Source organism: Streptomyces sp. NPDC055400, from assembly GCF_053644375.1.
Genome location: NZ_JBSHLM010000003.1, coordinates 383,583 through 409,497, shown reverse-complemented (window position 1 = coordinate 409,497; position 25,915 = coordinate 383,583). Strand labels below are relative to the sequence as shown.

Annotated in this window: 21 protein-coding genes; 12 read left to right on the top strand and 9 right to left on the bottom strand. The window is 70.5% G+C overall.

Annotated elements, in window-relative coordinates:
- Positions 1–90: 90 nt before the first annotated feature.
- From pdhA to ACWIGU_RS09955, 3 genes are read left to right on the top strand one after another with little or no spacing between them, the layout of a single operon-like run.
- Positions 91–1,293, top strand: a complete 1,203-nt coding sequence (pdhA, locus tag ACWIGU_RS09965; RefSeq protein WP_454399260.1) for a pyruvate dehydrogenase (acetyl-transferring) E1 component subunit alpha — start codon at positions 91–93, stop codon at positions 1,291–1,293.
- Between the two features lie 2 nt (positions 1,294–1,295).
- Positions 1,296–2,276 carry an alpha-ketoacid dehydrogenase subunit beta gene (locus ACWIGU_RS09960; protein WP_356277836.1) on the top strand — a complete coding sequence of 327 codons (981 nt, stop codon included), beginning with the start codon at positions 1,296–1,298 and terminating at the stop codon, positions 2,274–2,276.
- A gap of 10 nt (positions 2,277–2,286) precedes the next feature.
- Positions 2,287–3,684: a dihydrolipoamide acetyltransferase family protein gene (locus tag ACWIGU_RS09955; RefSeq protein WP_454399258.1), complete on the top strand. Its 1,398-nt coding sequence runs from the start codon at positions 2,287–2,289 to the stop codon at positions 3,682–3,684.
- A gap of 203 nt (positions 3,685–3,887) precedes the next feature.
- Here ACWIGU_RS09955 and ACWIGU_RS09950 read toward each other — a convergent pair whose 3' ends face one another.
- Entirely contained in the window at positions 3,888–4,766 is an 879-nt protein-coding gene (locus ACWIGU_RS09950) for a D-alanyl-D-alanine carboxypeptidase family protein (protein ID WP_454399665.1), read from the bottom strand.
- Between the two features lie 212 nt (positions 4,767–4,978).
- Here ACWIGU_RS09950 and ACWIGU_RS09945 point away from each other — a divergent pair, with 212 nt between their 5' ends.
- Positions 4,979–5,647 (top strand): GntR family transcriptional regulator, encoded by a 669-nt coding sequence (locus ACWIGU_RS09945; RefSeq protein WP_454399256.1) that lies wholly within the window; start codon positions 4,979–4,981, stop codon positions 5,645–5,647.
- Positions 5,644–6,948 carry an MFS transporter gene (locus tag ACWIGU_RS09940; RefSeq protein ID WP_454399254.1) on the top strand — a complete coding sequence of 435 codons (1,305 nt, stop codon included), beginning with the start codon at positions 5,644–5,646 and terminating at the stop codon, positions 6,946–6,948. Before ACWIGU_RS09945 ends, ACWIGU_RS09940 begins: the two co-directional genes overlap by 4 nt.
- Positions 6,949–7,124: 176 nt before the next feature.
- On the opposite strand, the gene ACWIGU_RS09935 is transcribed toward ACWIGU_RS09940, so the two are convergent.
- Complete coding sequence (locus ACWIGU_RS09935) at positions 7,125–7,949, bottom strand: maleylpyruvate isomerase family mycothiol-dependent enzyme (protein WP_454399252.1); 825 nt, start codon at positions 7,947–7,949, stop codon at positions 7,125–7,127.
- Positions 7,950–8,127: 178 nt separating this feature from the next.
- Between ACWIGU_RS09935 and ACWIGU_RS09930 the strand changes: the two genes are divergently transcribed.
- Complete coding sequence (locus tag ACWIGU_RS09930) at positions 8,128–8,925, top strand: carbon-nitrogen family hydrolase (protein WP_454399250.1); 798 nt, start codon at positions 8,128–8,130, stop codon at positions 8,923–8,925.
- Positions 8,926–8,933: 8 nt separating this feature from the next.
- On the opposite strand, the gene ACWIGU_RS09925 is transcribed toward ACWIGU_RS09930, so the two are convergent.
- The 3 genes from ACWIGU_RS09925 to ACWIGU_RS09915 form a co-directional block, all read right to left on the bottom strand.
- Positions 8,934–9,428: an LURP-one-related/scramblase family protein gene (locus ACWIGU_RS09925; protein WP_454399248.1), complete on the bottom strand. Its 495-nt coding sequence runs from the start codon at positions 9,426–9,428 to the stop codon at positions 8,934–8,936.
- Positions 9,429–9,470: 42 nt separating this feature from the next.
- The gene (locus tag ACWIGU_RS09920) at positions 9,471–10,346 is read right to left on the bottom strand and encodes a YhjD/YihY/BrkB family envelope integrity protein (protein ID WP_454399246.1); all 876 of its coding nucleotides are present in this window, start codon (positions 10,344–10,346) and stop codon (positions 9,471–9,473) included.
- Between the two features lie 67 nt (positions 10,347–10,413).
- A complete protein-coding gene (locus ACWIGU_RS09915; protein ID WP_454399244.1) occupies positions 10,414–11,472 on the bottom strand; it encodes a GlxA family transcriptional regulator in 1,059 nt (352 codons plus the stop codon).
- A 51-nt stretch (positions 11,473–11,523) separates the two neighbouring features.
- Here ACWIGU_RS09915 and ACWIGU_RS09910 point away from each other — a divergent pair, with 51 nt between their 5' ends.
- Positions 11,524–11,937: a cupin domain-containing protein gene (locus tag ACWIGU_RS09910; RefSeq protein WP_454399242.1), complete on the top strand. Its 414-nt coding sequence runs from the start codon at positions 11,524–11,526 to the stop codon at positions 11,935–11,937.
- 3 nt (positions 11,938–11,940) lie between these two features.
- Positions 11,941–13,776 carry an NHL domain-containing thioredoxin family protein gene (locus tag ACWIGU_RS09905; RefSeq protein ID WP_454399240.1) on the top strand — a complete coding sequence of 612 codons (1,836 nt, stop codon included), beginning with the start codon at positions 11,941–11,943 and terminating at the stop codon, positions 13,774–13,776.
- A 35-nt stretch (positions 13,777–13,811) separates the two neighbouring features.
- On the opposite strand, the gene ACWIGU_RS09900 is transcribed toward ACWIGU_RS09905, so the two are convergent.
- The 3 genes from ACWIGU_RS09900 to ACWIGU_RS09890 form a co-directional block, all read right to left on the bottom strand.
- Positions 13,812–15,494, bottom strand: coding sequence for a hypothetical protein (locus ACWIGU_RS09900; RefSeq protein WP_454399238.1), 1,683 nt, complete (start codon positions 15,492–15,494; stop codon positions 13,812–13,814).
- Between the two features lie 132 nt (positions 15,495–15,626).
- Positions 15,627–16,952, bottom strand: coding sequence for a M18 family aminopeptidase (locus ACWIGU_RS09895; protein WP_454399236.1), 1,326 nt, complete (start codon positions 16,950–16,952; stop codon positions 15,627–15,629).
- 141 nt (positions 16,953–17,093) lie between these two features.
- Entirely contained in the window at positions 17,094–18,920 is a 1,827-nt protein-coding gene (locus tag ACWIGU_RS09890; RefSeq protein WP_454399234.1) for an acyl-CoA dehydrogenase, read from the bottom strand.
- A gap of 174 nt (positions 18,921–19,094) precedes the next feature.
- On the opposite strand from ACWIGU_RS09890, the gene ACWIGU_RS09885 reads away from it, so the two are divergent.
- The 3 genes from ACWIGU_RS09885 to ACWIGU_RS09875 all read left to right on the top strand — a co-directional run bounded on the left by ACWIGU_RS09885 (position 19,095) and on the right by ACWIGU_RS09875 (position 21,848).
- The gene (locus ACWIGU_RS09885) at positions 19,095–19,562 is read left to right on the top strand and encodes an SseB family protein (RefSeq protein ID WP_100596474.1); all 468 of its coding nucleotides are present in this window, start codon (positions 19,095–19,097) and stop codon (positions 19,560–19,562) included.
- Positions 19,563–19,702: 140 nt separating this feature from the next.
- Entirely contained in the window at positions 19,703–20,665 is a 963-nt protein-coding gene (locus ACWIGU_RS09880) for a pirin family protein (RefSeq protein ID WP_454399232.1), read from the top strand.
- Between the two features lie 76 nt (positions 20,666–20,741).
- Positions 20,742–21,848, top strand: coding sequence for an AI-2E family transporter (locus ACWIGU_RS09875; protein ID WP_454399230.1), 1,107 nt, complete (start codon positions 20,742–20,744; stop codon positions 21,846–21,848).
- Here the strand turns inward: ACWIGU_RS09875 and ACWIGU_RS09870 are convergent.
- Positions 21,779–23,980 carry an ATP-binding SpoIIE family protein phosphatase gene (locus ACWIGU_RS09870; protein WP_454399228.1) on the bottom strand — a complete coding sequence of 734 codons (2,202 nt, stop codon included), beginning with the start codon at positions 23,978–23,980 and terminating at the stop codon, positions 21,779–21,781. The two genes, ACWIGU_RS09875 and ACWIGU_RS09870, sit on opposite strands and share 70 nt — an antisense overlap.
- Before the next feature lie 132 nt (positions 23,981–24,112).
- Here ACWIGU_RS09870 and aspS point away from each other — a divergent pair, with 132 nt between their 5' ends.
- A complete protein-coding gene (gene aspS / locus ACWIGU_RS09865) occupies positions 24,113–25,882 on the top strand; it encodes an aspartate--tRNA ligase (protein WP_454399226.1) in 1,770 nt (589 codons plus the stop codon).
- Positions 25,883–25,915 lie beyond the last annotated feature (33 nt).

Genomic DNA, 25,915 nt, shown 5'->3' with positions numbered 1-25,915 from the left:
GGCGAGCCTCCCCGAGGCCCTTGTCAAAGGGCTGGGGGGACCCCCAGGCCTCCCGGCGAACCCGGGGGCCGGACCGACGGAGGAGCACACGTGACCGTGGACAGCACTGCCGCCGCGCGTACGCCGCGCAAGCGCACCGCTGCGAAAAAGTCTGCGAAGAAGTCCCCGGGGGTGGGAGCGCCCGACCTCGTCCAGCTGCTGAGCCCCGAGGGCCGGCGCGTGGAGGACCCCGCGCACGCCGAGTACGCCGCGTTCGTCGAGGACATCACGGCCGACGAGCTGCGCGGCCTGTACCGCGACATGGTCCTCACCCGCCGCTTCGACGCGGAGGCGACGTCGCTGCAGCGCCAGGGCGAGCTGGGCCTGTGGGCCTCGCTGCTCGGCCAGGAGGCCGCGCAGATCGGCTCGGGCCGCGCCACGCGCGACGACGACTACGTCTTCCCCACCTACCGCGAGCACGGCGTCGCCTGGTGCAGGGGCGTCGACCCGACGAACCTGCTCGGCATGTTCCGCGGCGTGAACAACGGCGGCTGGGACCCGAACAGCAACAACTTCCACCTGTACACGATCGTCATCGGCTCGCAGACGCTGCACGCCACCGGCTACGCCATGGGCATCGCCAAGGACGGCGCGGACAGCGCCGTGATCGCGTACTTCGGTGACGGCGCCTCCAGCCAGGGAGACGTCGCCGAGTCGTTCACGTTCTCCGCGGTCTACAACGCGCCCGTCGTGTTCTTCTGCCAGAACAACCAGTGGGCGATCTCGGAGCCGACCGAGAGGCAGACCCGCGTGCCGCTCTACCAGCGCGCGCAGGGCTACGGCTTCCCCGGCGTCCGCGTCGACGGCAACGACGTGCTCGCCTGCCTGGCCGTCACCAAGTGGGCCCTCGAGCGGGCGCGCAGGGGCGAGGGGCCGACGCTGGTCGAGGCGTTCACGTACCGCATGGGCGCGCACACCACCTCCGACGACCCGTCGAAGTACCGGGCCGACGAGGAGCGTGAGGCGTGGGAGGCGAAGGACCCGATCCTGCGCCTGCGCACCTATCTCGAGTCCGAAACTGACACGGACGAGGGATTTTTCGCGGAACTCGAGGCCGAGAGCGAAGCGTTGGGTCTTCGAGTACGCGAGGTCGTGCGGGCCATGCCGGACCCGGACCGGATGGCCATCTTCGAGAACGCGTACGCGGACGGGCACTCGCTCGTCGACGAGGAGCGTGCCCAGTTCGCCGCCTACCAGGCGTCGTTCTCCACGGAATCCGATAGCGACTCGGTCGCGGGCTCGGGAGGCAACTGATCATGGCGGTACAGAAGCTTCCGCTCGCGAAAGCGATCAACGAGTCGCTGCGCGTGGCGCTCGACACCGACCCCAAGGTCCTGATCATGGGCGAGGACGTCGGCAAGCTCGGCGGCGTCTTCCGCGTCACGGACGGACTGCAGAAGGACTTCGGCGAGGACCGGGTCATCGACACCCCGCTCGCCGAGTCCGGCATCGTCGGCACGGCCATCGGCCTCGCGCTGCGCGGGTACCGTCCGGTCGTCGAGATCCAGTTCGACGGTTTCGTCTTCCCCGCGTACGACCAGATCGTCACGCAGCTCGCGAAGATGCACGCCCGCGCGCTCGGCAAGATCAAGCTGCCCGTCGTCGTGCGGATCCCCTACGGGGGCGGCATCGGCGCGGTCGAGCACCACTCGGAGTCGCCGGAGGCGCTGTTCGCGCACGTGGCGGGCCTGAAGGTGGTCTCCCCGTCGAACTCGTCGGACGCGTACTGGATGATGCAGCAGGCCATCCAGAGCGACGACCCGGTGATCTTCTTCGAACCGAAGCGGCGCTACTGGGACAAGGGCGAGCTCGACACCGAGGCGATCCCCGGACCGCTGCACGGCGCGCGCACGGTGCGCGAGGGCACGGATCTGACGCTCGTCGCGTACGGGCCGATGGTGAAGGTCTGCCTGGAGGTGGCCGCGGCCGCCCAGGAGGAGGGCAAGTCCCTGGAGGTCCTCGACCTGCGCTCCATGTCGCCGATCGACTTCGACGCGGTGCAGAAGTCCGTCGAGAAGACCCGCCGGCTCGTCGTGGTGCACGAGGCCCCGGTCTTCCTCGGTACGGGCGCGGAGATCGCCGCGCGGATCACCGAGCGCTGCTTCTACCATCTGGAGGCGCCCGTGCTGCGGGTCGGCGGCTATCACGTGCCGTACCCGCCGGCGCGCCTCGAGGATGAGTACCTGCCGGGCCTCGACCGGGTGCTCGATGCCGTCGACCGCTCGCTGGCGTACTGAGGAGAGGGCCGTGACGACGATGACAGACGCTGCGCTGGCCGAGTTCAAGATGCCCGACGTGGGCGAGGGGCTCACCGAGGCCGAGATCCTCAAGTGGTACGTCCAGCCGGGTGACGCGGTCACCGACGGGCAGGTCGTGTGCGAGGTGGAGACGGCGAAGGCGGCCGTCGAGCTGCCCATCCCGTTCAACGGGGTGGTGCGCGAGCTGCGCTTCCCCGAGGGGACGACGGTGGATGTGGGGCAGGTGATCATCGCGGTGGACGTCGCGGGTGGATCCGGCTCCACGGCCACCGCTCCCGTGTCCGTGCCGGAGCCCGCGTCGCCCGAACCCGAGGCAGAGCCGCAGGGGCGGCAGCCGGTTCTTGTGGGGTACGGGGTCTCCGAGGCGTCGACCAAGCGCAGGCCGCGCAAGGGCGACGTGGTGGCGGCCCCCGCGGCGGTCACGCAGCCGGCGCCCTCACCCGAGCCGGAAGCTCCGGCGAAGGAGAACGGACGACCGCTGGCCAAGCCCCCCGTGCGCAAGCTGGCCAAGGATCTGGGTGTCGACCTCTCGCAGGTCTCCCCGTCCGGTCCTGACGGCATCATCACCCGCGAGGACGTGCACGCGGCCGTCGCCCCGGCTCCCGAGCCGGTCGTGACGCAGGCGCAGGTCCTGGCCCAGCCGCAGGAGCCGGGCGCCGCCGCGCCGGCCGTCGTCCAGGACGGCGTCCGCGAGACCCGTATCCCCGTCAAGGGCGTACGCAAGGCGACCGCGGCCGCGATGGTCGGCTCCGCGTTCACCGCTCCGCACGTCACGGAGTTCGTGACGGTCGACGTGACGCGGACGATGAAGCTCGTCGAGGAGCTGAAGGCCGACAAGGAGATGCAGGGGCTGCGGGTCAATCCGCTGCTGCTCGTCGCCAAGGCGCTGCTCGTCGCGATCAAGCGGAACCCCGAGATCAGCGCGTCCTGGGACGAGGCCGCCCAGGAGATCGTCCGCAAGCACTACGTGAATCTGGGCATCGCCGCCGCCACACCGCGCGGTCTGATCGTGCCGAACATCAAGGACGCGCACGCCAAGACCCTGCCCGAACTGGCCACGGCGCTGGGCGAGTTGGTGTCGACGGCCCGCGAGGGCAAGACGTCGCCGGGCGCCATGCAGGGCGGCACGGTGACGATCACGAACGTCGGCGTCTTCGGCGTCGACACGGGCACCCCGATCCTGAACCCGGGCGAGCCCGCGATCCTCGCTGTGGGTGCGATCAAGCTCCAGCCCTGGGTCCACAAGGGCAAGGTGAAGCCCCGCCAGGTCACCACTCTGGCCCTCTCCTTCGACCACCGCCTGGTGGACGGAGAGCTGGGCTCGAAGGTACTGGCGGACGTGGCGGCGATCCTTGAGCAGCCGAAGCGCCTGATCACCTGGGCGTGAGCGAACGACACGGGGCCGTCCCTGAGGGGCCGGCCCCGTGTGGCGTACTCAGGCCGCAGTGCTGCCGGCCAGGAGGATCTTGACCGCGGCCGCGTCGAGCTTGTTGCCGCCGAGCTTGCTGCCGGCGCTCCGCAACGGAGGCCGGCGCGACGAAGGTCCCGCCGTGGCATGCGGCAGGCCCTTCGTCGCTTCAGTTGCGAGGGTTACTTCTTGAAGCCGTAGTCCATGAGCTTCTTGGCGTCCGCCGTGCGGTTCGCGACGGAGGAAGAGGCGAGGACCGTGCCGATGACCGTTTTGCCGTTGCGGGTGGCGGCGAAGACCAGGCAGTACTTGGCCTCGGGGCCCGAGCCGGTCTTCACGCCGATGGTGCCGGAGTAGCTGCCGAGCAGGTTGTTCGTGTTGGACCACGACATGTAGCGGTAGCCGCCGCTCTTCGTGGTGACCTTCTGCTTCGTCGACGTCGTCTTCACGACCGCGCGGAACGTGGAGTTCTTCATCGCGGACGAGGCGATCTTCGTCAGGTCGCGCGGCGTCGAGTAGTTCGACCCGCTGCCGATGCCGTCGAACGAGTCGAAGTGCGTGTTCTTCAGGCCCATGTCCGTGGCGGCCTTGTTCATCTTGCCGATGAAGGACTTCACGCGGGCGGCGCGCGTGCTGCCGGAGCCGAACTTGTCGGCCAGGGCGTACGCGGCGTCGCAGCCGGACGGGAGCATGAGCCCGTACAGGAGCTGGCGGACGGTGACCTTGTCGCCGACGATCAGGCGGGCCGACGACGCGTCCTTCGCGACGATGTAGTCGCTGTACGCCTTCTGGATCGTGACCTTGGAGTCCAGGTTCAGGTTCGACTGCGCCAGGACGACCTTCGCGGTCATGATCTTGGTGGTGGAGCCGGTGGAACGGCGGGTGTCGGCGGCCTTGGTGAACAGGCTCGTACCGGTCCCGTTGTTCATCACGTAGCCGCCCTTGGCGACGATCGTGGGAGTGGGCAGCGTGGCCGCCTGCGCGGAGGTGGCGAAGACCCCGCTGGTCAGGACCGCAGCGGCGGTCACGGTGGCAGCGGCGGTTACGCGGCGAATGCCCATAATACGGGTTTTCAAGTTGAACGCTCCAAATGCCCCTGGAATGCGGCCACATGAGGTGCCGCTCGCTGAAGAGACTCATGAGCGCGGCGGATGGATGTGCCGGATTACGGAGTATTTATCGCGAGGGGGGCGGCCTCAGCCGTTCAGGGGTGCCGCGTCCGCATCCTGGACGCCCGCCGACGATGCGTACGTGTTGTATCTATGATGTGCGCATGCCTCCCGCGCCCCCGTCCCCCACCGCCATCAAGCGGCCGCCAGCGGCCGACCGCGTCTACGACCACGTCAAGCGCAGCGTTCTCGAACGCCGTTACGAGGGCGGGACGTTGCTCACCGAGGGCGAGCTCGCCGAGGCCGTCGGGGTCTCCCGCACCCCGGTGCGCGAGGCGCTGCTCAAGCTGGAGGTCGAGGGGCTGATCAAGCTCTACCCGAAGAAGGGCGCCCTGGTCCTCGCCGTCTCCGCACAGGAGATCGCGGACGTCGTCGAGACCCGCCTCCTCGTCGAGGAGCACTCCGTACGCAAGGCCGTCCCCGCCCCCGCGAGCCTGATCGCCCGCCTGGAGGAGCTGCTCTCCCTCCAGCAGACCCAGGCCGCCGCGGGCGAGTTCACCGACGCGGCCAGCACCGACCGCTGCTTCCACGCCGAGATCGTCCGCAGCGGAGGCAACGCGATCCTCTCCCGCCTCTACGACCAGCTGCGCGACCGTCAGCTGAGAATGGGCGTCGCCGTGATGCACTCGCACCCGGACCGGATCGCCAAGACACTCACCGAGCACGCGGAGATCCTCGACGCGCTGCGCGCGGGCGACGCCGAGGCAGCCGTCGCCGTAGTCCGCCGCCACGTCGGCTGGTTCTCGAACCTGGCGCGGGGCGAGGTCCGATGAGCTCCGCAGGCACCGCGACGCTGCCCGGGGACCCGCCCGGCGGCCGCAGGGCCATCGCCGTCTGGGCCATCGGCGTCGCCGTCTACTTCGTCGCCGTCATCTTCCGCACCTCACTGGGCGTCGCGGGCCTCGACGCCGTCGAACGCTTCCACATCAACGCCTCGGCGCTGTCCACCTTCTCGATCCTCCAGCTGCTCGTGTACGCGGGCATGCAGATACCGGTCGGCCTGATGGTCGACCGGCTCGGCACCAAGCGCGTCCTGACGATCGGCGTCGTCCTCTTCACCGTCGGCCAACTCGGCTTCGCGTTCTCGCCCTCGTACGGGACGGCCCTCGTCTCGCGCGCGCTGCTCGGCTGCGGCGACGCGATGACGTTCATCAGCGTGCTGCGGCTCGGCACCCGCTGGTTCCCCGCCCGGCGCGGGCCGCTGGTCGCGCAGCTCGCCGGCCTCGTCGGCATGGCCGGCAACCTGGTGTCGACCCTCGTGATCGCACGGCTGCTGCACGGCGTCGGCTGGGAGGCCGCGTTCGCCGGCAGCGCGCTCGCCGGAGTCGTCGTCCTCGTCCTGATGCTGCTCTTCCTCAAGGACCACCCGGAAGGCTTCGAACCGGAGCCCGTGCGGCACACCGGCGGGGCCTTCGTCCGCGGACAGATCCTCGCGTCCTGGCGCGAGCCGGGGACACGGCTCGGCCTGTGGGTGCACTTCACGACGCAGTTCCCGGCGATGGTGTTCCTGCTGCTGTGGGGCCTGCCGTTCCTGGTCGAGGCGCAGGGGCTCTCGCGCGGGACCGCCGGTGAACTGCTCACCCTCGTCGTGCTGTCCAACATGCTGATCGGGCTCGTCTACGGGCAGATCGTGGCCCGGCACCACATGGCCAGGCTGCCGCTCGCCCTCGGCACGGTCGCCGGTACGGCCCTGATGTGGGCCGTGACGATCGCCTACCCGGGGGACCACGCGCCGATGTGGCTGCTGGTGGTGCTCTGCGTCGTGCTCGGGGCGTGCGGTCCCGCGTCCATGCTCGGGTTCGACTTCGCGCGCCCGGCGAACCCGCCGGAGCGGCAGGGAACCGCGTCCGGGATCGTCAACATGGGCGGGTTCGTCGCGTCGATGACGACGCTGTTCGCGATCGGGGTCCTGCTGGACGCGACCGGCGACAACTACCGGATCGCGTTCTCCGCGGTGTTCGTGCTCGAGGCGCTCGGGGTGAGCCAGATCCTGCGACTGCGCCGACGCGCGCACCGGCGCGAGCGGGAGCGGCTTGTGGCCAGCCGGGTGGAGACGGTGCACGTACCGGCGTAGGCGGTCCCGGCGTAAGGCATACGCGGCTGAGGCGTACCCGCGTACGACGTCCCCGTCCAAGATCTCTCCGCCGAGACCTTTCCGCCAGGACCTCCCCGCGTAAGCGACGGGCCCCGGTTGCCGTTTCCGGCACCGGGGCCTTGCCCGTCGCTCCGCCGCCCTGGCCCCCGTAAGGGCTACGGCGTAATGGACAGCGAGTTCAGAATCGCCTGGGCGAGGTCCAGGTCACCCTCCGTCTTGACCCGGTCGGACACCGCGTCGGGCGTCACACGGCCGCAGGCCAGCTTGACGAAGGTCTCCCAGTCGAGGGAGAGCGTGGCGGCCGGGCCCAGCGACGGGGCGCCGTCGATCGTGCCGCGCCCGTCCGCGTCGACGCGGACCGTGCGCAGGAACTCGACCGGCCCGTGCACATCGAAGACCACCGCCGAGTTCGCGGGCGCGGACGCGTCCTTCGCGACGACCTTCGGCAGGACGGCGAGCAGCATGTCGCGCGTGACGTACGCGCCCGGCGAGTCGAGGTTGCCCGGCCGGCCGACGGCCACGCGTAGGTCCTGCTCGTGCACCCACACGTCGAACGCCCGCTTGCGCATGGCGAATTCGAGGGTCTCCTCCGTGCCGAGCGGCCCGCGCACCATCGCGCCCGGCTCGCGCGACTCGTTGCGCAGCTGCCGGGAGCGCCGGATGATCGTGTACTCCAGCTCGGAGGTCATCTCGGGCGCCGTGTGGTGGCGCCGCACGTCGACCTGCATCTCCATGTACCGCTGGTGCTCGTTCTGCACGTGGTACAGGTCGCGCGGCAGCGTGTGGATGGGCCGCGGGTCACCGAGCATCTCGCAGTCGAGGCCGATGACGTGGGACACGATGTCCCGCACCGACCAGCCGGGGCATGGCGTGGCGCGGCTCCATTCGCCCTCCACCAGGGGCGTCACCAGCTCGGATATCGCTTCGATGGAATGCGTCCAGGCATCGGCGTAGGACTGAAGACTGGGGTGGAGACTCACGGAACGGGACCCCTCGGGCGGTTGTGGCGCGGGCAGTGGGTGTCTTGGAACGCGTCTGCGGGGGTCCGGGGGGAACCCCCGGAAATGCACAGTACGCTGCTGGCAGGCACCCCGGCAGTGCTTTCGTGTGACGATCGTAGGCCCGTGTAGACGGCTCGAATGCCAGGACGGTGGTAGTGTGCGCGCCTCGCTCATCCAGATCCGCGTAGATGATGACGAATCGCCCAATTCCCGTCGGCTGCGCGCCGCTTCGATGGTGCGGGATCAAGCCGGGTCCGCCGACCTCGTCGTCCTCCCCGAGCTGTGGACCACCGGCGCCTTCGCCTACGAGGCCTTCGCGACCGAGGCGGAGCCCCTGGAAGGCCCGACGTACGAGGCGATGGCGAAGGCCGCGAGCGACGCCGGCGTCTGGCTGCACGCGGGCACGATCCCCGAGCGCGACCCCGACGGACCGCTCTACAACACCGCGCTCGTCTTCTCCCCGGACGGCGGACTCGCCGCCGCCTACCGCAAGATCCACCGCTTCGGCTTCGACAAGGGCGAGGCCGTGCTGATGGGCGCGGGCGAAGAACTGGTCACCGTACGCCTGCCGGAGACCGTCCTCGGCGTCACCACGTGCTACGACCTGCGCTTCCCCGAGCTGTACCGGGGCCTCGTCGACCGGGGCGCGGAAACGCTCCTCGTCTCCGCCGGCTGGCCCGAGCGGCGCCGCGCGCACTGGACGCTGCTCGCCCAGGCGCGCGCCGTCGAGAACCAGGCGTACGTACTGGCCTGCGGCACCGCCGGTACGCACGCGGGGGTGCCGCAGGCCGGGCACAGCGTCGTCGTGGACCCCTGGGGCCAGGTCATCGGGGAGGCGGGCGCCGGCGAGGAGGTCCTCACGGTCGAGTTCGACGGGGCGGCCGTCGCCGGGACCCGCGAGCGGTTCCCGGCGCTCAAGGACCGGAGGCTGGGGCTTGAGCCGCCCCGGCGGTGAGGGTGCCGTCAGCCGTCCCCACGCTCCTTCTCCGCCAGGTGGATCACGCACACCGCGACGGCGATGATCAGCGCCGGGTCCGCGTCCTCGCGGATGACGTCGACGCCGTAGGTGTCGCGGACCCGTAGCCAGCGGCGGGAGATGTGGGCGAGCATCTCGCCGTCGTACTCGACGACGAACTCGCGGTCCAGGATCTTTCCGCTGACGTCGAGTTCGGTGCCGTCGATCAGTTCGACCCGGTAGTGGTTCCGTAGCAGCGACAGGCGCTTGCGCCTGATCTTGGCGAGGGCTTCGTCGCCGCGCTCGATGACCATCGTGTCCCGCAGGGCGAACATCTTCTCGTGGATGTCGATGAGCACCCGCCCGTCGGGCCCCTTCAGCTCGAAGGTGTCCCGCAGGCGCATCGCCTTGCCGTCGACGAGGAAGGCCTTGTGGCCCTGCTCGTCCTCGATCCAGTAGTCCTCGCCCACCGCGAAGAGCCGCTCCCGAACTTCGTATCTCATACGTCGAAGGGTGCCCGGCCCGCGCGTAAGGACTCTCCCCGCTCACCCGGGCGGCGGTGTTCCGAGGCGGCGGGCGAGGGGCCGTTCATGGGCGAGGACGTATCCGGTGGCGATCCCCACGCAGACGACCGTGAACAGCACGATGAGCCACGACAGCACGGTGAACACCATGCCGAGAGGGCCGAAGGCGGCCAGGGAACGGTTCAGCGTGCGCGGCATGTAGAAGCGCGACGCCCAGGCCAGGACGACCGCGCCGATGCCGGTCAGGACGGCGCCCGGCAGCAGGGGGAGCCACGCCACCCGGCTGCCGAGCAGCAGATGCTGCGTCCACCACCACAGCAGGATGCTCGACACGCACGACAGGGGCAGGCCGAGCCAGGCACCCGCTCCGAACCCGTCGCGCACCAGCCCTTGAACCACGAGGGCGGCCAGCCACACCAGGAGCCACACCACCCACCGCCACGCGATGAGGCGCAGGCCCGCCGGGGGCAGGTGCCAGGAGCGCTCGCACACGCGTTGCAGGGCGCGGCTGCACGCGGTCGCCGACACCAGCGTGACGAGGACGCCTACGGTCCCGGAGGTCTCGCGCGTGGGGTCGTCGGTCGTCCCGAACGCCAGCCGGACCTGGTCGAGGGACGCCCCGGAGAGCCCGAGCGCGTAGGTGGCCGAGTCGATGAGCTGGTTGCGTACGGACGGCGGGGCGAACGCGGCGACGGCGATGAACACCGGGATCGCCGTCAGAAAGGCCTGTGCGGCGAGCCGGGTCGAGGAGTCCAGGAGGCTCACGTCGACCATCTGCCGGGTCAGGCTGGTGATGAACGGCAGCCGTTCGCGCAGTTCGGCCGCCCGCCCGGCGCCCCACCGCACGACCCTGGTCAGCTTGCCGGTGGGGCCGCCTCGTGCACTGTCGTCCGTCATAGCTGCCAAGCGTCGGCCACGCGCCACCCGCTCCGCCCGCAGACGCGCCGCCGGGGCCCCGCGGCGGCTACCGGGATGCGGTCCCGGGGTGCGGCAGCGCGGGCCCCCGGCCGAACCGCCTCCGGTACGACGACGGGCTCAGGCCCGTTTCCCGGCGGAGACGGGCGCGCAGGTTCGCGGCGGTGCCCAGGCCGCTGCGGGCGGCGACCACGTCGAGGCGTTCCTCGCCGCGTTCGATGAGGCGGCAGGCGAGGGCGACCCGTTCGCCGGTGAGCCAGGCCAGTGGGGTGGTGCCGAGTTCGGCGCGGAAGCGGCGGTGCAGGGTGGCGGGGCTGACGGCGGCGTGTGCGGCGAGGTCCGCCACGCTCAGCGGTTCACCGACGCGCTCCTGTGCCCATGCGAGCAGCGGCGCCAGAGACTCGTCCGGTACCGCGGGCACGGGCCGTTCCACGAACTGCCGCTGGCCGCCGTCCCGGTGGGCGGCGAACACGAGCCGCCGCGACACCGCGTTGGCGATCTCGGCGCCGTGGTCACGCCGTACGACGTGCAGCCCGAGGTCGAGCGCGGACGCGCTGCCGGACGCGGTGAGGATGTCGCCGTCGTCGACGAACAGCACGTCGGGTTCGAGGCGCACCGCGGGGAAGCGGGCGCGGAAGGAGTCCGCCCACATCCAGTGGCAGGCCGCCCGCCGCCCGTCGAGGAGCCCGGCCTCGGCGATGGTGAACGCGCCGGAGCAGAATCCGATGAGCCGTGCGCCCCGCGCGTGCGCCCGGCGCACGGCGTCGAGGACGGCGGGCCGCCGGGGCACGTCGGTGTCGGGCCGGTTGGGCACGATCAGCGTGTCCGCGGACTCGGCCGCGTCCAGTCCGGCCACGTCGGTCAGCGTGAAGAACCCGTCCCGCATCTCCGTCCTCGTCTGCGGCGAGCACAGCTGGAAGTCGTACAGCTCACGGCCGAGTTCGGGCCGGCGCAGGCCGAAGACCTCGATGGCGCAGGACAGCTCGAAGGGGTTGGAGTTCTCGTCGACGATCACCACGACGCGGTGCGGCGGGCGGTGTAGAGGGTGATGTGGAGGGCGGTGGGGCGCGTCCTGCGACGAGGGACGCTGCGAGGATTCTTTCGCCATATGCGATTTCTAGCACTCGCCGTGGATCGGCGCCGGGCGCAGGATCGGCGTATGACCACTCGCGAGAACACGCCGATCGCCCTCGACGAGGCCCTGGCCTCCTTCGACGCCCTGTGGAGCCCCCGCATCGTCACCCGCGTCAATGACTACGACGTCCGCGTCGCGAAGGTCGAGGGGGACCACGTCTGGCACGTGCACGACGACACGGACGAGTTCTTCCTGGTGGTGGACGGCGAGCTGATCATCGCCCTGCGCGGGCCACAGGGCGAGCGCGATGTCGTCCTGCCCCGGGGCTCGGTCTTCACGGTCCCGCGCGGTACGTGGCACAAGCCGCGCTCCCCGAAGGGCGCCTCGATCCTCCTCCTGGAGCCCACCGGCACCCCCACCGTCGGGGACCACCACGACGAGGTCCCCGATCACGTGGATGCCACTACGGGGCATGCGCTCGCTCAGTGGCACCCTTGACCCATGAACGATGTCGACCCCGCACCCCGTCGCGCCCGTGTCCGTGCCCCCGAACTCATCGGCAAGGGCGGCTGGCTCAATACGGGCGGTAAGCAATACACCCTGGCTGACCTGCGGGGACGCATCGTAATTGTTGATTTTTGGACATTTTGTTGTGTGAATTGTCTGCATGTCCTCGACGAGCTGCGTGAGCTCGAGGAGAAGCACCGGGACACCGTCGTGATCGTCGGGGTGCACTCCCCGAAGTTCGTGCACGAGGCCGAGCACTCCGCCGTGGTCGACGCCGTCGAGCGGTACAACGTCGAGCACCCCGTCCTCGACGACCCCGAGCTCGCGACCTGGAAGCAGTACGCCGTGCGGGCCTGGCCCACGCTCGCGGTGATCGACCCCGAGGGGTACGTCGTCGCGCAGCACGCCGGTGAGGGGCACGCCCACGCCATCGAGAAGCTGGTCGAGCAGCTGGAGGCGGAGCACGGCGCGAAGGGGACGCTGCGCCGCGGCGACGGGCCGTATGTCGCCCCCGAGCCGGTCGCGACGGATCTGCGCTTCCCCGGCAAGGCGCTCGTGCTGCCGTCCGGGAACTTCCTGGTCTCCGACACGACCCGGCATCAGCTCGTCGAGCTGGCCGAGGACGGCGAGAGCGTCGTACGGCGGATCGGCGACGGTGAGCGCGGTTTCGCCGACGGGGCGTCGGACATCGCGCGGTTCAGCGAGCCGCAGGGGCTCGCCCTCATCGACGACGGGTCCGTCGTCGTCGCCGACACGGTGAACCACGCGCTGCGCCGTCTCGACCCGGCGACCGGTGAGGTCACGACGCTCGCCGGGACCGGACGCCAATGGATGCAGGGCTCGCCGACCTCGGGCCCGGCCCGCGAGGTGTCCCTGTCCTCTCCGTGGGACGTCGCGCTGTTCGGCGGCAAGGTGTGGATCGCCATGGCGGGTCTGCACCAGCTGTGGACGTACGACCCGGAGACGGGGACCGTCGAGGTCGCGGCGGGCACGACGAACGAGGGCCTTGTCGACGGGCCAGGCGCCGAGGCCTGGTTCGCGCAGCCGTCGGGGCTCGCGGCCGCCGGTGACCGGCTCTGGCTCGCCGACTCGGAGACGTCCGCGCTGCGGTATGTCGACCTGGACGGCACCGTGCACACGGCGGTCGGTACGGGTCTCTTCGACTTCGGGCACCGGGACGGCGCCGCCGGACAGGCGCTGTTCCAGCACCCGTTGGGCGTGACCGCCCTGCCGGACGGTTCGGTCGCCGTCTCGGACACGTACAACCACGCCCTGCGCCGCTACGACCCGGCGAGCGGCGAGGTGACCACGCTGGCGACGGATCTGCGGGAGCCCAGCGACGCGGTGCTCGTGGGCGGGGACTCCGCGGACATCGTCGTCGTCGAGTCGGCGCGGCACCGGCTGACGCGGCTTCGGCTTCCCGAGGAGGCCGTGCGGGTCGAGTCGGTCGCGCACCGGACGCAGCGCGCGGCGACCGAAGTCGCGGCGGGGAAGCTCCAGTTGGACGTGATCTTCCAGGCGCCGGCGGGCCAGAAGCTCGACACCCGGTACGGGCCCTCGACGCGCCTGCTGGTCTCGTCGACCCCGCCGGAGCTGCTGCTGGCCGGCGAGGGCGCGGACACGGACCTGGCCCGCACCCTCACCCTCAACCCCGAGGTCCCGGAGGGCGTCCTGCACGTCTCGGCCATGGCCGCGTCCTGCGACGACGACCCCGCCAACGAGTACCCCGCGTGCCACGTCCACCAGCAGGACTGGGGTGTCCCGGTCCGTCTCGTCGAGGGCGCCGCCCAGCGCCTGCCGCTGGTGCTGGCGGGGATGGACGAGGGGTAGCGCCCCAGGGCACGTGACGTGGCCCTTCCGAGGGGTCACGTCACGTCGACGTAGTCCTCGCGGCCCGCGCTCGCCAGGTGGGTGCTGTCCGGGTAGAGCAGCTCCGCGACCCATGTGCCGTCCCTCTGGGCGGTGTAGCCCCGGCTGAAGGTGCCGTCGGAGCGGGTCGTGGTGTTGCCCATGTCGTACCAGGTGGTCGACCCCTTGGGCCGGAAGAGGATCTTCACCGTCTGGCTGCCGTAGGAGTGCCAGGCGGACGACGTGTACTTCTGGAGCTTGCCCTTTACGGTGATGGTGCGCCCCTTGGCGACCGGCTCCGGTGAGGCGTTGCCGTCAATGATGCGGGTCTTGGTGCGCTTGACGTAGAGGACGGGGCTGAAGGAGGGCTGCCATTCTGCGCTGCCCTTGAAGTAGGCCCGGTAGTAGCCCTTGTAGGGCGCGTCGAAGGTGCCCTTGAAGGGGGCGCCCGCCTCGGGGTCGCCGGATCCGGGTGTGACGGTCTTCAGGGTGGTCCAGCCGGTCGTGCCGTCGGCCGAGTACTGGAGCTGGACCCGGTTGTCCGCGTCGCCCGGGATGCTGCTGCTCGTGTGGAGGCGGCCCTTGGCTGTGAGCTGGGAGTACTTGTTCAGCGATGCGGAGAAGTCGCTGATCGACGTCTTTCGGGCGACGTGCACCTTGACCTGCGCGGTCGGGCTGGCCTTGAGGTAGGTGCCCCTCGCGGTCTGTACCTCGACCGTTCCCGTGCGCGGCATCAGGATCTTGCCGGAGAAGTGGCCCTGGGCGTCGGTCACCGGCCGAGTGGCGGCGCTGCCGTTGTCGCTCTGCCACACCGCGTCGACCCTGGCGCCCGTGAGCGGTTGCCAACTGCCCTGCGTGTATACCTCGGCGCGGCCGGAAATCGTCGCCGACTGGCCTTCCTTGACGCCCAGTTCGGTGCTGTCGAGGGTCATCCGGGTGTCCGCGGTGGCGGGCGTGACGTACGCGTTGTCGCCGTCGTCGGTGACCTGGTAGGCGTTGTCCACCCTCTGGAGCCAGGTGCTGACGAGGCCGCCGTACTCCTGGGTGAGCGTGAACGAACCGGCGAACTTCCCCTCGGAGTCCGTGGCCACCGTGAGTTCGGAGGCCTCGGGAGTGTGGATCACCACGGGCTTGTCCACGGCTGCCGTAGTCTCGCCGGTGCGCGGGTCGAGGACCGTGTAGCGGCCGCTGACCGAGACGTTCTGGTGGCTGTAGTCGGGCTGCATGGGCGAGACCTGGTAGTCCTGCAGGTCGATCGTGCGTACGTACCAGAACTGGTTGCGGCTCTCCGTGTGCGAGGTGTCGCCGTCGGCGTCGGTCAGGTCGACCACGATGCGATACGTACCGAGGTCGGCGAGGTGCACGGCTTCGGAGGCGAGCCAGACGCCCTGGTGGTCGGTGCCGGAGTCCTGCCGGAAGGAGTCGATGGTGGCGACCTCCGGGGCGCCGGCGGGCGCGTCGGCGGCGTACAGATGTGCCGTGATCGAGGTGATGGCGCTGTCCGACTGCGCGGACACGGCGACGATCCCGCTGGACGGGCCGTGGTCGGTCGCGTAGACGAGCTCGGGCGCGACACCCGTGTCGGCGTGTGCCGCCGGCACGGGTCCGAGTGCCACCCCGACGATGACGGAGGCGCAGGCCAGCACTTCCAGCCGCGCTCTTTTTCCGGGCAGGCGCGAGCGGTTGCTGAGACTGTTCAAGGAGTCCCCCCACAGGACCGAAGGCACGGCTCAGGCGCTGCTGCGCCTGAAGAGGCGTGCGTACAGCGGCGATCGTACGCCGGACAGGTACTCCATGGACAGGTTCAAAAGCTGGTCCCGAGGGGCGCCCGCTCAGCCCTCCAGGAACGCCACCAGCGCGTTGGCGAGGAGGAACGGGTCGTCGGCGGCGCACAGTTCGCGGACGCTGTGCATGGAGAGGATGGCCACGCCGATGTCGACGGTCTTGATGCCGTGGCGGGCCGCCGTGATCGGGCCGATCGTGGTGCCGCAGGGCATGGCGTTGTTGGAGACGAACGACTGGAAGGGCACGCCGGCCTTCTCGCACGCGGCGGCGAACACGGCGCGGCCCGAACCGTCGGTGGCGTAGCGGTTGTTGACGTTGACCTTGAGGATGGGGCCGCCGCCGGCGCGCGGGTGGTGGGTGGGGTCGTGGCGCTCGGCGTAGTTGGGGTGCACGGCGTGCCCGGTGTCGGACGACAGGCACACCGTCCCGGCGAAGGCGCGGGCCTTGTCCTCGTACGATCCTCCGCGCGCGAACACCGAACGCTCCAGGACGCCGCCGAGCAGCGGGCCGTCGGCGCCGGTGTCGGACTGCGAGCCGTTCTCCTCGTGGTCGAACGCGGCGAGGACCGGGATGAAGGGGAGGTCGTCCGAGGCCGACGCGGCGGCGAGTGCGGCCGTTCCGGCGTGCACGGACAGGAGGTTGTCCATGCGGGGTCCGGCGACGAGCTCCTTGTCGCGGCCGAGGTAGGAGGGCGCCTCGATGGGGTGCGTCATCAGGTCCCAGCCGGTGACGTCGCCCTCGGCGATCCCGTGCTCCTCCTCCAGGAACCGGATCAGGTCTCCCTCGTGGACGTCGTTGCCGAGGCCCCAGATGGGCTGCATGTGCTTCTGCTTGTCGAGCTTGAGGCCGTCGGTGTGGACGGAGCGGTCCATGTGGATGGCGAGCTGCGGCACGCGCAGGAGGGCGCGGTCGACGTTCACGAGCCGGGTCGAGCCTCCCCCAGGGCCGAAAGCCTGGGAGGTGCCCCCACGCAGGGTGAGCCGGCCGGCCAGGCCGAGGTCGCGGTCGAGCCAGGAGTTGAGGAGCGGTCCGCCGTAGATCTCGACGGCGACCTGCCGCCAGCCCTGCGAGCCCATGTCGGGCAGCGGCTTGACGCGCAGGTTCGGGGAGTCGGTGTGCGCGCCGACGATGCGGAAGGGGGTGTGCGGCGCGGCGCCTTCGGGCACGTACCAGGCCACGATCGCGCCGCCGCGCGTCACGTACTTGCCGCCCGTCGTCCCGTCCCACGCGTCGGTCTCCGCGACCTGGCGGAATCCGGCCTTCTCCAGGCGCGCGGCGGCGTTCGCGACGGCGTGGTACGGCGAGGGGCTGGCCGCGAGGAAGGACATGAGGTCGTCGGTGTGACCGCGGTCGAAGCGGGAGGGGTTGCTCATGCGGGCCAGCCTAACGAGCCTCCGTCCCGGCGCGCGGGGGTCCGCACGGGTGCGGTGGGGCGCCTGGCCGATCTCGGGACGACAGCGCCGCCACCCGAAGTGTTCGGGTGGCGGCGCCGATGACTGCCGGCAGGCCGGAGGCTAGAACGCCGCCTCGTCCAGCTCCATCAGGTCCAGCTCGACCTTCTCGGCCAGGTGGCGCTCGAGGCCGACGCCCGGCAGGACGTTCGCGGCGAAGAACTTCGCGGCGGCGATCTTGCCCTGGTAGAAGGCCACGTCCTTGGCGGAGGCGGTCTCCAGCTTCTCGGCGGCGACGGCCGCGCCGCGCAGCAGCAGGAAGCCGACGACCACGTCGCCGGAGGCGAGCAGCAGGCGGGTGGTGTTGAGGCCCACCTTGTAGATGTTCTTGGTGTCCTGCTCGGTGGCCGCGAGGTCGGTCAGCATGACGCCGACGATGGCCTCCAGCTCGACGGCCGCCTTGGCGAGCGCCTCGCGGGCCGGGGCGAGGGCCTCGCCGCCGGTGCCGACCGCGAGGAACTTCTTGATCTCCTCGGCCAGCTGGTTCAGCGCGGCGCCCTGGTTGCGGACGATCTTCCGGAAGAAGAAGTCCTGGCCCTGGATCGCGGTGGTGCCCTCGTAGAGGGTGTCGATCTTGGCGTCGCGGATGTACTGCTCGATCGGGTACTCCTGGAGGTAACCCGAGCCGCCGAACGTCTGGAGCGACTGCGCCAGCTGCTCGTAGGCCTTCTCCGAGCCGTAGCCCTTCACGATCGGCAGGAGGAGGTCGTTGAGGGCGTGGAGCTGCGACGCGTCCTCGCCCGCGGCCTCCTTGACCGCGATGTCGTCCTGGACGGCGGCGGTGTGCAGCACGAGCGCGCGCATGCCCTCCGCGTACGCCTTCTGCGTCATGAGCGAGCGGCGCACGTCCGGGTGGTGCGTGATGGTGACCTTGGGGGCCGTCTTGTCCATGAACTGGGCCAGGTCGGGGCCCTGGACGCGCTCCTTGGCGTACTCGAGCGCGTTCAGGTAGCCCGTCGACAGCGTGGAGATCGCCTTCGTGCCGACCATCATGCGGGCGAACTCGATGATGCGGAACATCTGGCGGATGCCGTCGTGCTTGTCGCCGATGAGCCAGCCCTTGGCGGGGTGCTGGTCGCCGAACGTCATCTCGCACGTGTTGGACGCCTTGAGGCCCATCTTGTGCTCGACGTTCGTCGCGTAGACGCCGTTGCGCTCGCCCAGCTCGCCGGTCTCCCAGTCGAAGTGGAACTTCGGGACCAGGAAGAGGGAGAGGCCCTTGGTGCCGGGGCCGTGGCCCTCGGGGCGCGCGAGCACGTAGTGGAGGATGTTCTCCGACATGTCGTGCTCACCGGAGGTGATGAAGCGCTTCACGCCCTCGATGTGCCAGGAGCCGTCCTCCTGCTGGACGGCCTTGGTGCGGCCAGCGCCCACGTCCGAACCGGCGTCCGGCTCGGTCAGGACCATCGTCGAGCCCCACTGCTTCTCGACGGCGATCTCGGCGACCTTCTTCTGCGCCTCATTGCCCTCCTCGAAGAGGATGCCGGCGAACGCCGGGCCGGAGGAGTACATCCAGATCGCGGGGTTGGAGCCGAGCAGCAGCTCCGCGTAGGCCCAGATCAGGGAGCGCGGCGAGGTGGTGCCGCCGATCTCCTCGGGCAGGCCGAGGCGCCAGTACTCGGAGTCCATGAAGGCCTGGTACGACTTCTTGAAGCTCGCCGGTACCGGGGCGGTGTTGGTCTCCGGGTCGAAGACCGGCGGGTTGCGGTCGGCGTCCGTGAAGGACTCGGCCAGCTCGTTCTCGGCGAGGCGGGCGACCTCGTCGAGGATGCTCTTGGCGGTGTCGACGTCCATCTCCGCGAACGGGCCGGTGCCGTACAGCTTGTCGCGCCCGAGCACCTCGAAGAGGTTGAACTCGATGTCGCGGAGATTCGACTTGTAGTGCCCCATGGCGACGGCTCCGTTTGGCTGGAAGCGGGATATTCGTAAACACGCACTACTCGCAAGTAGCAAGTGCCTACGATGATGCTACCCGTCGGTAATAAGACGCAACCCCTGATCCGCCAATGTGAGCAGGGTCTAACGGCGCCCGCGCTCCGGCCCCGCCTCGGTAGTCTGGCCCCCATGTACGGCTACGACCAGACCGCGGGACCCGGGCAGCAGTACGCGCCGCCGCAGCAGGGCATGCAGGGCGGGTACGGCCAGCAGGCGCCGCCGCTGTATCCGGAGCCGTCGCCTCCGTCGCTGGCGGACGCGGTCCGCGCCTTCACCACGGGCTCGATGTCCGCCGAGGACTTCCAGCAGATCTTCGCGACGTCGAAGGTCTACTGCCCGCGTGGCGACAACCCCGGCTTCCTCGCGCTGCACAACACCCAGCAGCCGGTCATCCCGATGTTCACCTCCCTCAAGGAGCTGCGCAGGTACGCGGGCAAGGAGTCCAAGTACTTCGTGATCACCGGCGCCGAGGTGATCGACCTGCTCCCGACCGGGTACGGCTTCGTCCTCGACATGGAGGGCGAACACCGGATGGTCTTCGACGCCAAGGCGGTCGAGCAGATGGTCGACTTCGCGATGCGCCGCATGTATGGCTAGACGCCGCCGCATGTACGGCCGGCCGCCGTCGCACGAGCAGGCACCCGAACGCCCGGAGGGAATTCCCTCCGGGCGTTCGGCGTTCCGGGTGGCAGAAAGTTCTACGTTCAACTAAACTCGGAGCACAAGGAGGTCCCGACATGCCTGCAGTGACCGTCGAAAACCCGCTGACCCTGCCCCGTGTGGCCGCGCCCGCCGACGCCGTGGCCCGCCCCGTGCTGGCCGTGACGACCGCGCCCACCGGATTCGAGGGCGAGGGGTTCCCGGTGCGCCGAGCGTTCGCCGGGATCAACTACAAGTACCTCGACCCGTTCATCATGATGGACCAGATGGGTGAGGTGGAGTACGCGCCGGGAGAGCCCAAGGGCACGCCCTGGCACCCGCACCGCGGCTTCGAGACCGTCACCTACATCATCGACGGCACCTTCATTCACCAGGACTCCAACGGTGGTGGCGGCACCATCACCAACGGCGACACCCAGTGGATGACGGCCGGCTCGGGCCTCCTGCACATCGAGGCGCCGCCGGAGGCGCTCGTCATGTCCGGCGGGCTCTTCCACGGCCTCCAGCTGTGGGTGAACCTCCCGGCCGCCGACAAGATGAAGGACCCCCGCTACCAGGACATCCGCGGCGGCCAGGTCAAGCTCCTCACCACCGCCGACGGCGGCGCCCTGCTGCGCGTCATCGCGGGTGAGCTCGACGGCCACGACGGCCCCGGCATCACGCACACGCCGATCACGATGGTCCACGCGACCGTCCGCCCCGGCGCCGAGCTGACGCTGCCGTGGCGCGAGGAGTTCAACGGCCTCGCGTACGTCCTCGCCGGCCGCGGCACCGTCGGCGCCGACCGCAGGCCGGTCCGCATGGGCCAGACCGCCGTCTTCGGCGCGGGCTCCTCGCTGACCGTCCGCGCGGACGAGACGCAGGACTCCCACACCCCGGACCTCGAGGTCGTCCTCCTGGGCGGCCGCCCGATCCGGGAGCCGATGGCGCACTACGGTCCGTTCGTCATGAACACCCGCGACGAACTCCAGCAGGCGTTCGAGGACTTCCAGGCGGGCCGCCTCGGGGTCATCCCGGGAGAGCGGATCCCGCACACGTAAGCGGTATCTGATGGTCCGTCACTCGCGTGGCCCCGCCCGGAAGGTCGGGGCCACGCGCGCGTGATGCCCTGTGAGGGTGCACACAGGTACAGGTAAGCCGCTTCTTCCCGAACCAGCCCGCACCACCGCCGCCTGGTGCGCCCTGGCGCTGCTCGTCACCGGAGTGGCGGCCGTTGCCATCTGGCTGTGCATCGTCTTCAAGACGGCCGTCACACCCCTGCTGCTCGCCCTGCTCGGCACGGCCCTGCTCGGGCCGGTGCACGGCTGGCTGATGCGCAGGAGGGTCAACCGGGCGCTCGCCGCCGCCCTCACCTGCGTCGCCCTCGTCGCCGTCGTCGGCGGCGCCGGCTACATCGTCGTCAAGACCCTCATCGACACCGGCGACCAGATCGTCGACTCGGTGCGGGAGGCCGGCAGCTGGATCAAGAGCCACTTCGGGATCACCGCGGCCGACGACCTCGGGTCCGCGGCCGGCAGCCTCAAGAACCTGCTGTCCAAGTGGGGCGCCAGCGCCGCGAGCGGGGTGATCGCCGGGCTCTCCGTCCTCGGCTCGCTCCTCACGACCAGCGTTCTCGCCCTCCTGCTCACGTTCTTCTTCCTCAAGGACTCCGACCGGGCCGCGGGCCTCGCGCACAGCCTCGCGCCCGGCCGTGCCGGGGAAACCCTGGAGGCGATGGGGCGGCGCGCCTTCCAGGCAGTCGAGGGCTTCATGCGCGGGACCACGCTGATCGCGCTCATCGACTCGGTCTGCATCACCGTCGGCCTGCTCATCCTGCGGGTGCCCGGCGCGGTCGGGCTCGGTTCCCTGGTCTTCGTCACCGCGTACATCCCTTACCTCGGGGCGACGATCTCCGGGGCGGTGGCCGTCCTGGTGGCACTCGCCGACCGGGGCTGGGTGACCGCTCTGTGGGCGCTCGGCGTCATCCTGGCCGTGCAGCAGCTGGAGGGCCACATCCTTCAGCCGATGATCCAGTCCCGCACCGTGCAGATGCATCCCGCGATGGTGATGCTGGCGATCACGGCGGGCGCCTCCGTCGCGGGCATTCTCGGGATGCTGCTCGCGGTGCCGGTGACGGCGGCCGCGTTCGGGGTGATCGGGGAGCTGCGCGAGCGCTACTCCGCAGGCGAGGGGCCGTCGGCGCCGTCGGGGGGTTCACGTGAAACGCCGGCCGAGGGCTCGTAGAGCTCGAACCAGGTGCTCTTGCCCTCGCCCCTCGGGTCCACGCCCCAGCGGTCGGCGAGCAGCTCCATCAGGACGAGGCCGCGCCCGGACGAGGCGAGCTCGCCGGGGTGGCGCTTGTGCGGCAGGTCGTCGCTGGCGTCGGCGACCTCGGCGCGCAGCCGCCGCGCGGGCCCGCCGGTGACCTCGGCGACCAGCAGTGCGTCGCCGTCCGTGTGGACGAGGACGTTGGTGAGCATCTCCGAGACCATCAGGACCGCCGAGTCGACCTGGTCCTCGTCGCTCCAGTCGTGCAGCAGCTCGCGCAGTTGCTGGCGGGCGGCGGCGACCCGCTCCGGCTCGGCCTGGGCGACGGTCATCGCGGATCGGCGCGCGGGCACGGGCGCCTCGGGCAGGCCCGTCCTGGCGAGGAGCAGCACGGCTATGTCGTCCTCGCGCCGGTCGGCGAGCGGGCCCGTCGTGTAGTGCGAGGAGGGGCCGTGCACGGCCCGTACGAGCGCGTCGGCGAGGTCCTCCAGGCGGTCGGGGTCGGTGGGCTGGTCCCCGTGCTCCTCGAGGATGCCGCGGATGCGCGCCCAGCCGGTTTCGAGGTCGTGGCCGCCCGTTTCGATGAGGCCGTCGGTGCAGATCAGCAGGGTGTCGCCGGCTTCGAGGGTGAGCCGGGTCGTGGGGTAGTCGGCATCCGGGTCGACGCCGAGGGGCAGCCCGCCCGCGGTGGGCCGCACCAGGACCGTCCCGTCGGTCATGCGTATCGCGGGGTCGGGATGGCCCGCGCGGGCGATCTCCAGGTTTCCCGTCTTCGGGTCGGCCTCCACGTACAGACAGGTCGCGAAGCGCGGGTCGCCCGCCTCCGAGCCCTTCTCGACGTCCTTGCCGGGACCGCCCGTGGAGCCGTACGTGATGGAGTCGGTGACCCCGTACAGGAAGCGCGAGGCGCGGGAGAGGACGGCGTCCGGGCGGTGCCCCTCGGACGCGTAGGCACGCAGCGCGATCCGCAGCTGCCCCATCAGGCCCGCGGCCCGCACGTCGTGCCCCTGCACATCGCCGATGACGAGCGCGATGCGCCCGGTCGGCAGCGGGATCATGTCGTACCAGTCGCCGCCGACCTGGAGGCCGCCGCCGGTCGGGACATAGCGGGCGGCGACGCTCATCCCCGGGATATCGGGGCCGAGCGTCGGCAGCATCGAGCGCTGGAGCCCGTCCGTCAGCTCCCGCTCCGACTCGGTGATCCCGGCGCGCGACAGGGCCTGTGCCAGCATCCGCGCCACCGTCGTCAGGACGGAGCGCTCGTCGGGCGTGAAGGACACCGGGTAGGTGAACGCCGCCATCCAGGTGCCGATGGTGCGGCCGGCGACGATGAGCGGCAGGAACGCCCAGGACTGCCGCTGGAAGCGCTGGGCCAGCGGCCAGGCGGCCTGGTAGCGCAGGCGGTACTGCTCGGGCGACGACAGATAGACGGCGCGGCCGGTGCGCACCACCTCGGCGGCCGGATAGTCGGTGTCCAGGGGCATGTCCGTGAAGGGCTCCTCCTCGCCCGGCGCCTGCCCGTGGTGCCCGATGACCGTGAGCCGGTCGCCGCCGACGCCGAAGACGGCGAGTCCGTCCGGCGAGAACCCCGGCATGGAGAGCCCGGCCGCGACCCGCAGGACCTCCTCGGTGGACCCCGCCTCGGCGAGCGCCCGCCCGGCGTCCAGCAGGAACGCCTCACGGGAGCGCCGCCAGTCGCCGGTCACGGGGGTGAGCGCGGCGGACCCGGGCGTGGGCTCGCTGACCTCCTGGAGCGTGCCGATCAGCTCGAACGCGTGCGGGTCGCCGTGCACGATCGGCTTGGAACGGCTGCGTACGGTCCTGATGACCACGCCCTGATCGTCCATGATCCTCAGCCGGGCCTCGGCGAGGGTGCCCTCGGCGACGGCGAGCTGGACGACGCCGTCGATCTCGTTCCAGTCGACGGGGTGGAAGCGGGACCGTACGGCGGCCTCCGTCAGCGTCACCGGGCATTCGGGCAGGCCGAGCAGCCGGGCGGCCTCCGCGTCGAAGGTGACCAGCCCGGCCCGGTTGTCCCACCGCCACACACCGGTGTCGAGGGCGGCGAGAACGTCCCCCACGGGCGGCAGGGGGTCACCAGTGCGCATGGCCCCACTCTAGGAAGAGGTGATCGAGGACGGCCACCGAGACTATTCGCAGAGCGATCATGGGGCGGCCGGTACCCTGGGGTTTCGGGCATGCCCGGCCAATCCCCAATCGCAAAGACTGGATGAACGACGATGCATCGGTACAGGTCCCACACCTGCGGCGAGCTCCGCGCCTCTGACGTCGGATCCGACGTCCGGCTGAGCGGCTGGCTGCACAATCGGCGCGACCTGGGCGGCATCCTCTTCATCGATCTGCGCGACCACTACGGGATCACGCAGCTCGTCGCCCGCCCCGGCACCGCCGCCGCCGAGGTCCTCGACAAGCTGACCAAGGAGACGGTCGTCCGCGTCGACGGCAAGGTCGTCTCGCGCGGCGCCGACAACGTCAACTCCGAGCTGCCCACGGGCGAGATCGAGATCGAGGCCGCCGAGGTCGAGGTGCTCGGTGCCGCCCAGCAGATCCCGTTCACGATCAACGCGGACGACGGGGTGAACGAGGAGCGGCGCCTGGAGTACCGCTTCCTCGACCTGCGCCGCGAGCGCATGCACCGCAACATCATGCTGCGCTCGTCCGTCATCGCCTCCATCCGCTCCAAGATGGTGGCCCTCGGCTTCAACGAGCTGGCGACGCCGATCCTCAGCGCCACCTCCCCGGAGGGCGCCCGCGACTTCGTCGTCCCCTCGCGCCTGAACCCCGGCAAGTTCTACGCGCTGCCGCAGGCCCCGCAGCAGTTCAAGCAGCTGCTGATGATCTCGGGCTTCGACCGCTACTTCCAGATCGCGCCCTGCTTCCGCGACGAGGACGCCCGCGCCGACCGTTCGCCGGGCGAGTTCTACCAGCTCGACGTGGAGATGTCCTTCGTCGAGCAGGAGGACGTCTTCCAGCCGATCGAGAAGCTCATGACCGAGCTCTTCGAGGAGTTCGGCGGCGGCCGCCACGTCACGTCCCCGTTCCCGCGGATCCCGTTCCGCGAGTCGATGCTCAAGTACGGCTCGGACAAGCCGGACCTGCGCGCCCAGCTCGAACTGGTCGACATCTCGGACGTGTTCGAGGGCTCCGAGTTCAAGGCGTTCGCCGGGAAGCACGTGCGCGCGCTGCCCGTCCCGGACACCGCTTCGCAGTCCCGCAAGTTCTTCGACGGCCTCGGTGACTACGCGGTCGAGCAGGGCGCGAAGGGCCTCGCCTGGGTCCGCGTCGCCGAGGACGGGTCCCTCACGGGCCCGATCGCGAAGTTCCTCACGGACGAGAACGTCAAGGTCCTCACCGAGCGCCTCGGCCTGAAGGCCGGCCACGCCGTCTTCTTCGGCGCGGGCGAGTTCGACGAGGTCTCCAAGATCATGGGCGCCGTCCGTGTCGAGGCCGCCAAGCGCGCCGGGCACTTCGAGGAGGGCGTCTTCCGCTTCTGCTGGATCGTCGACTTCCCGATGTACGAGAAGGACGAGGACACCGGGAAGATCGACTTCTCGCACAACCCGTTCTCCATGCCGCAGGGCGGCCTCGAGGCCCTGGAGACCAAGGACCCGCTGGACATCCTGGGCTGGCAGTACGACATCGTCTGCAACGGCGTGGAGCTGTCCTCCGGCGCGATCCGGAACCACGAGCCCGAGATCATGCTCAAGGCCTTCGAGATCGCGGGCTACGACCGTGACACCGTCGAGGAGCAGTTCGCGGGCATGCTCCGCGCGTTCCGCTTCGGCGCCCCGCCGCACGGCGGGATCGCCCCCGGCGTCGACCGCATCGTCATGCTCCTCGCCGACGAGCCGAACATCCGCGAGACCATCGCGTTCCCGCTCAACGGCAACGCACAGGACCTGATGATGGGCGCGCCCACGGAGCTCGACGAGACGCGCCTGCGCGAGCTGAACATCCAGCTCCGCAAGCCGGTGGCCGAGAAGAAGTAACGCCCGCCAGTCTCCGAAGGGGCCGGAACCGTT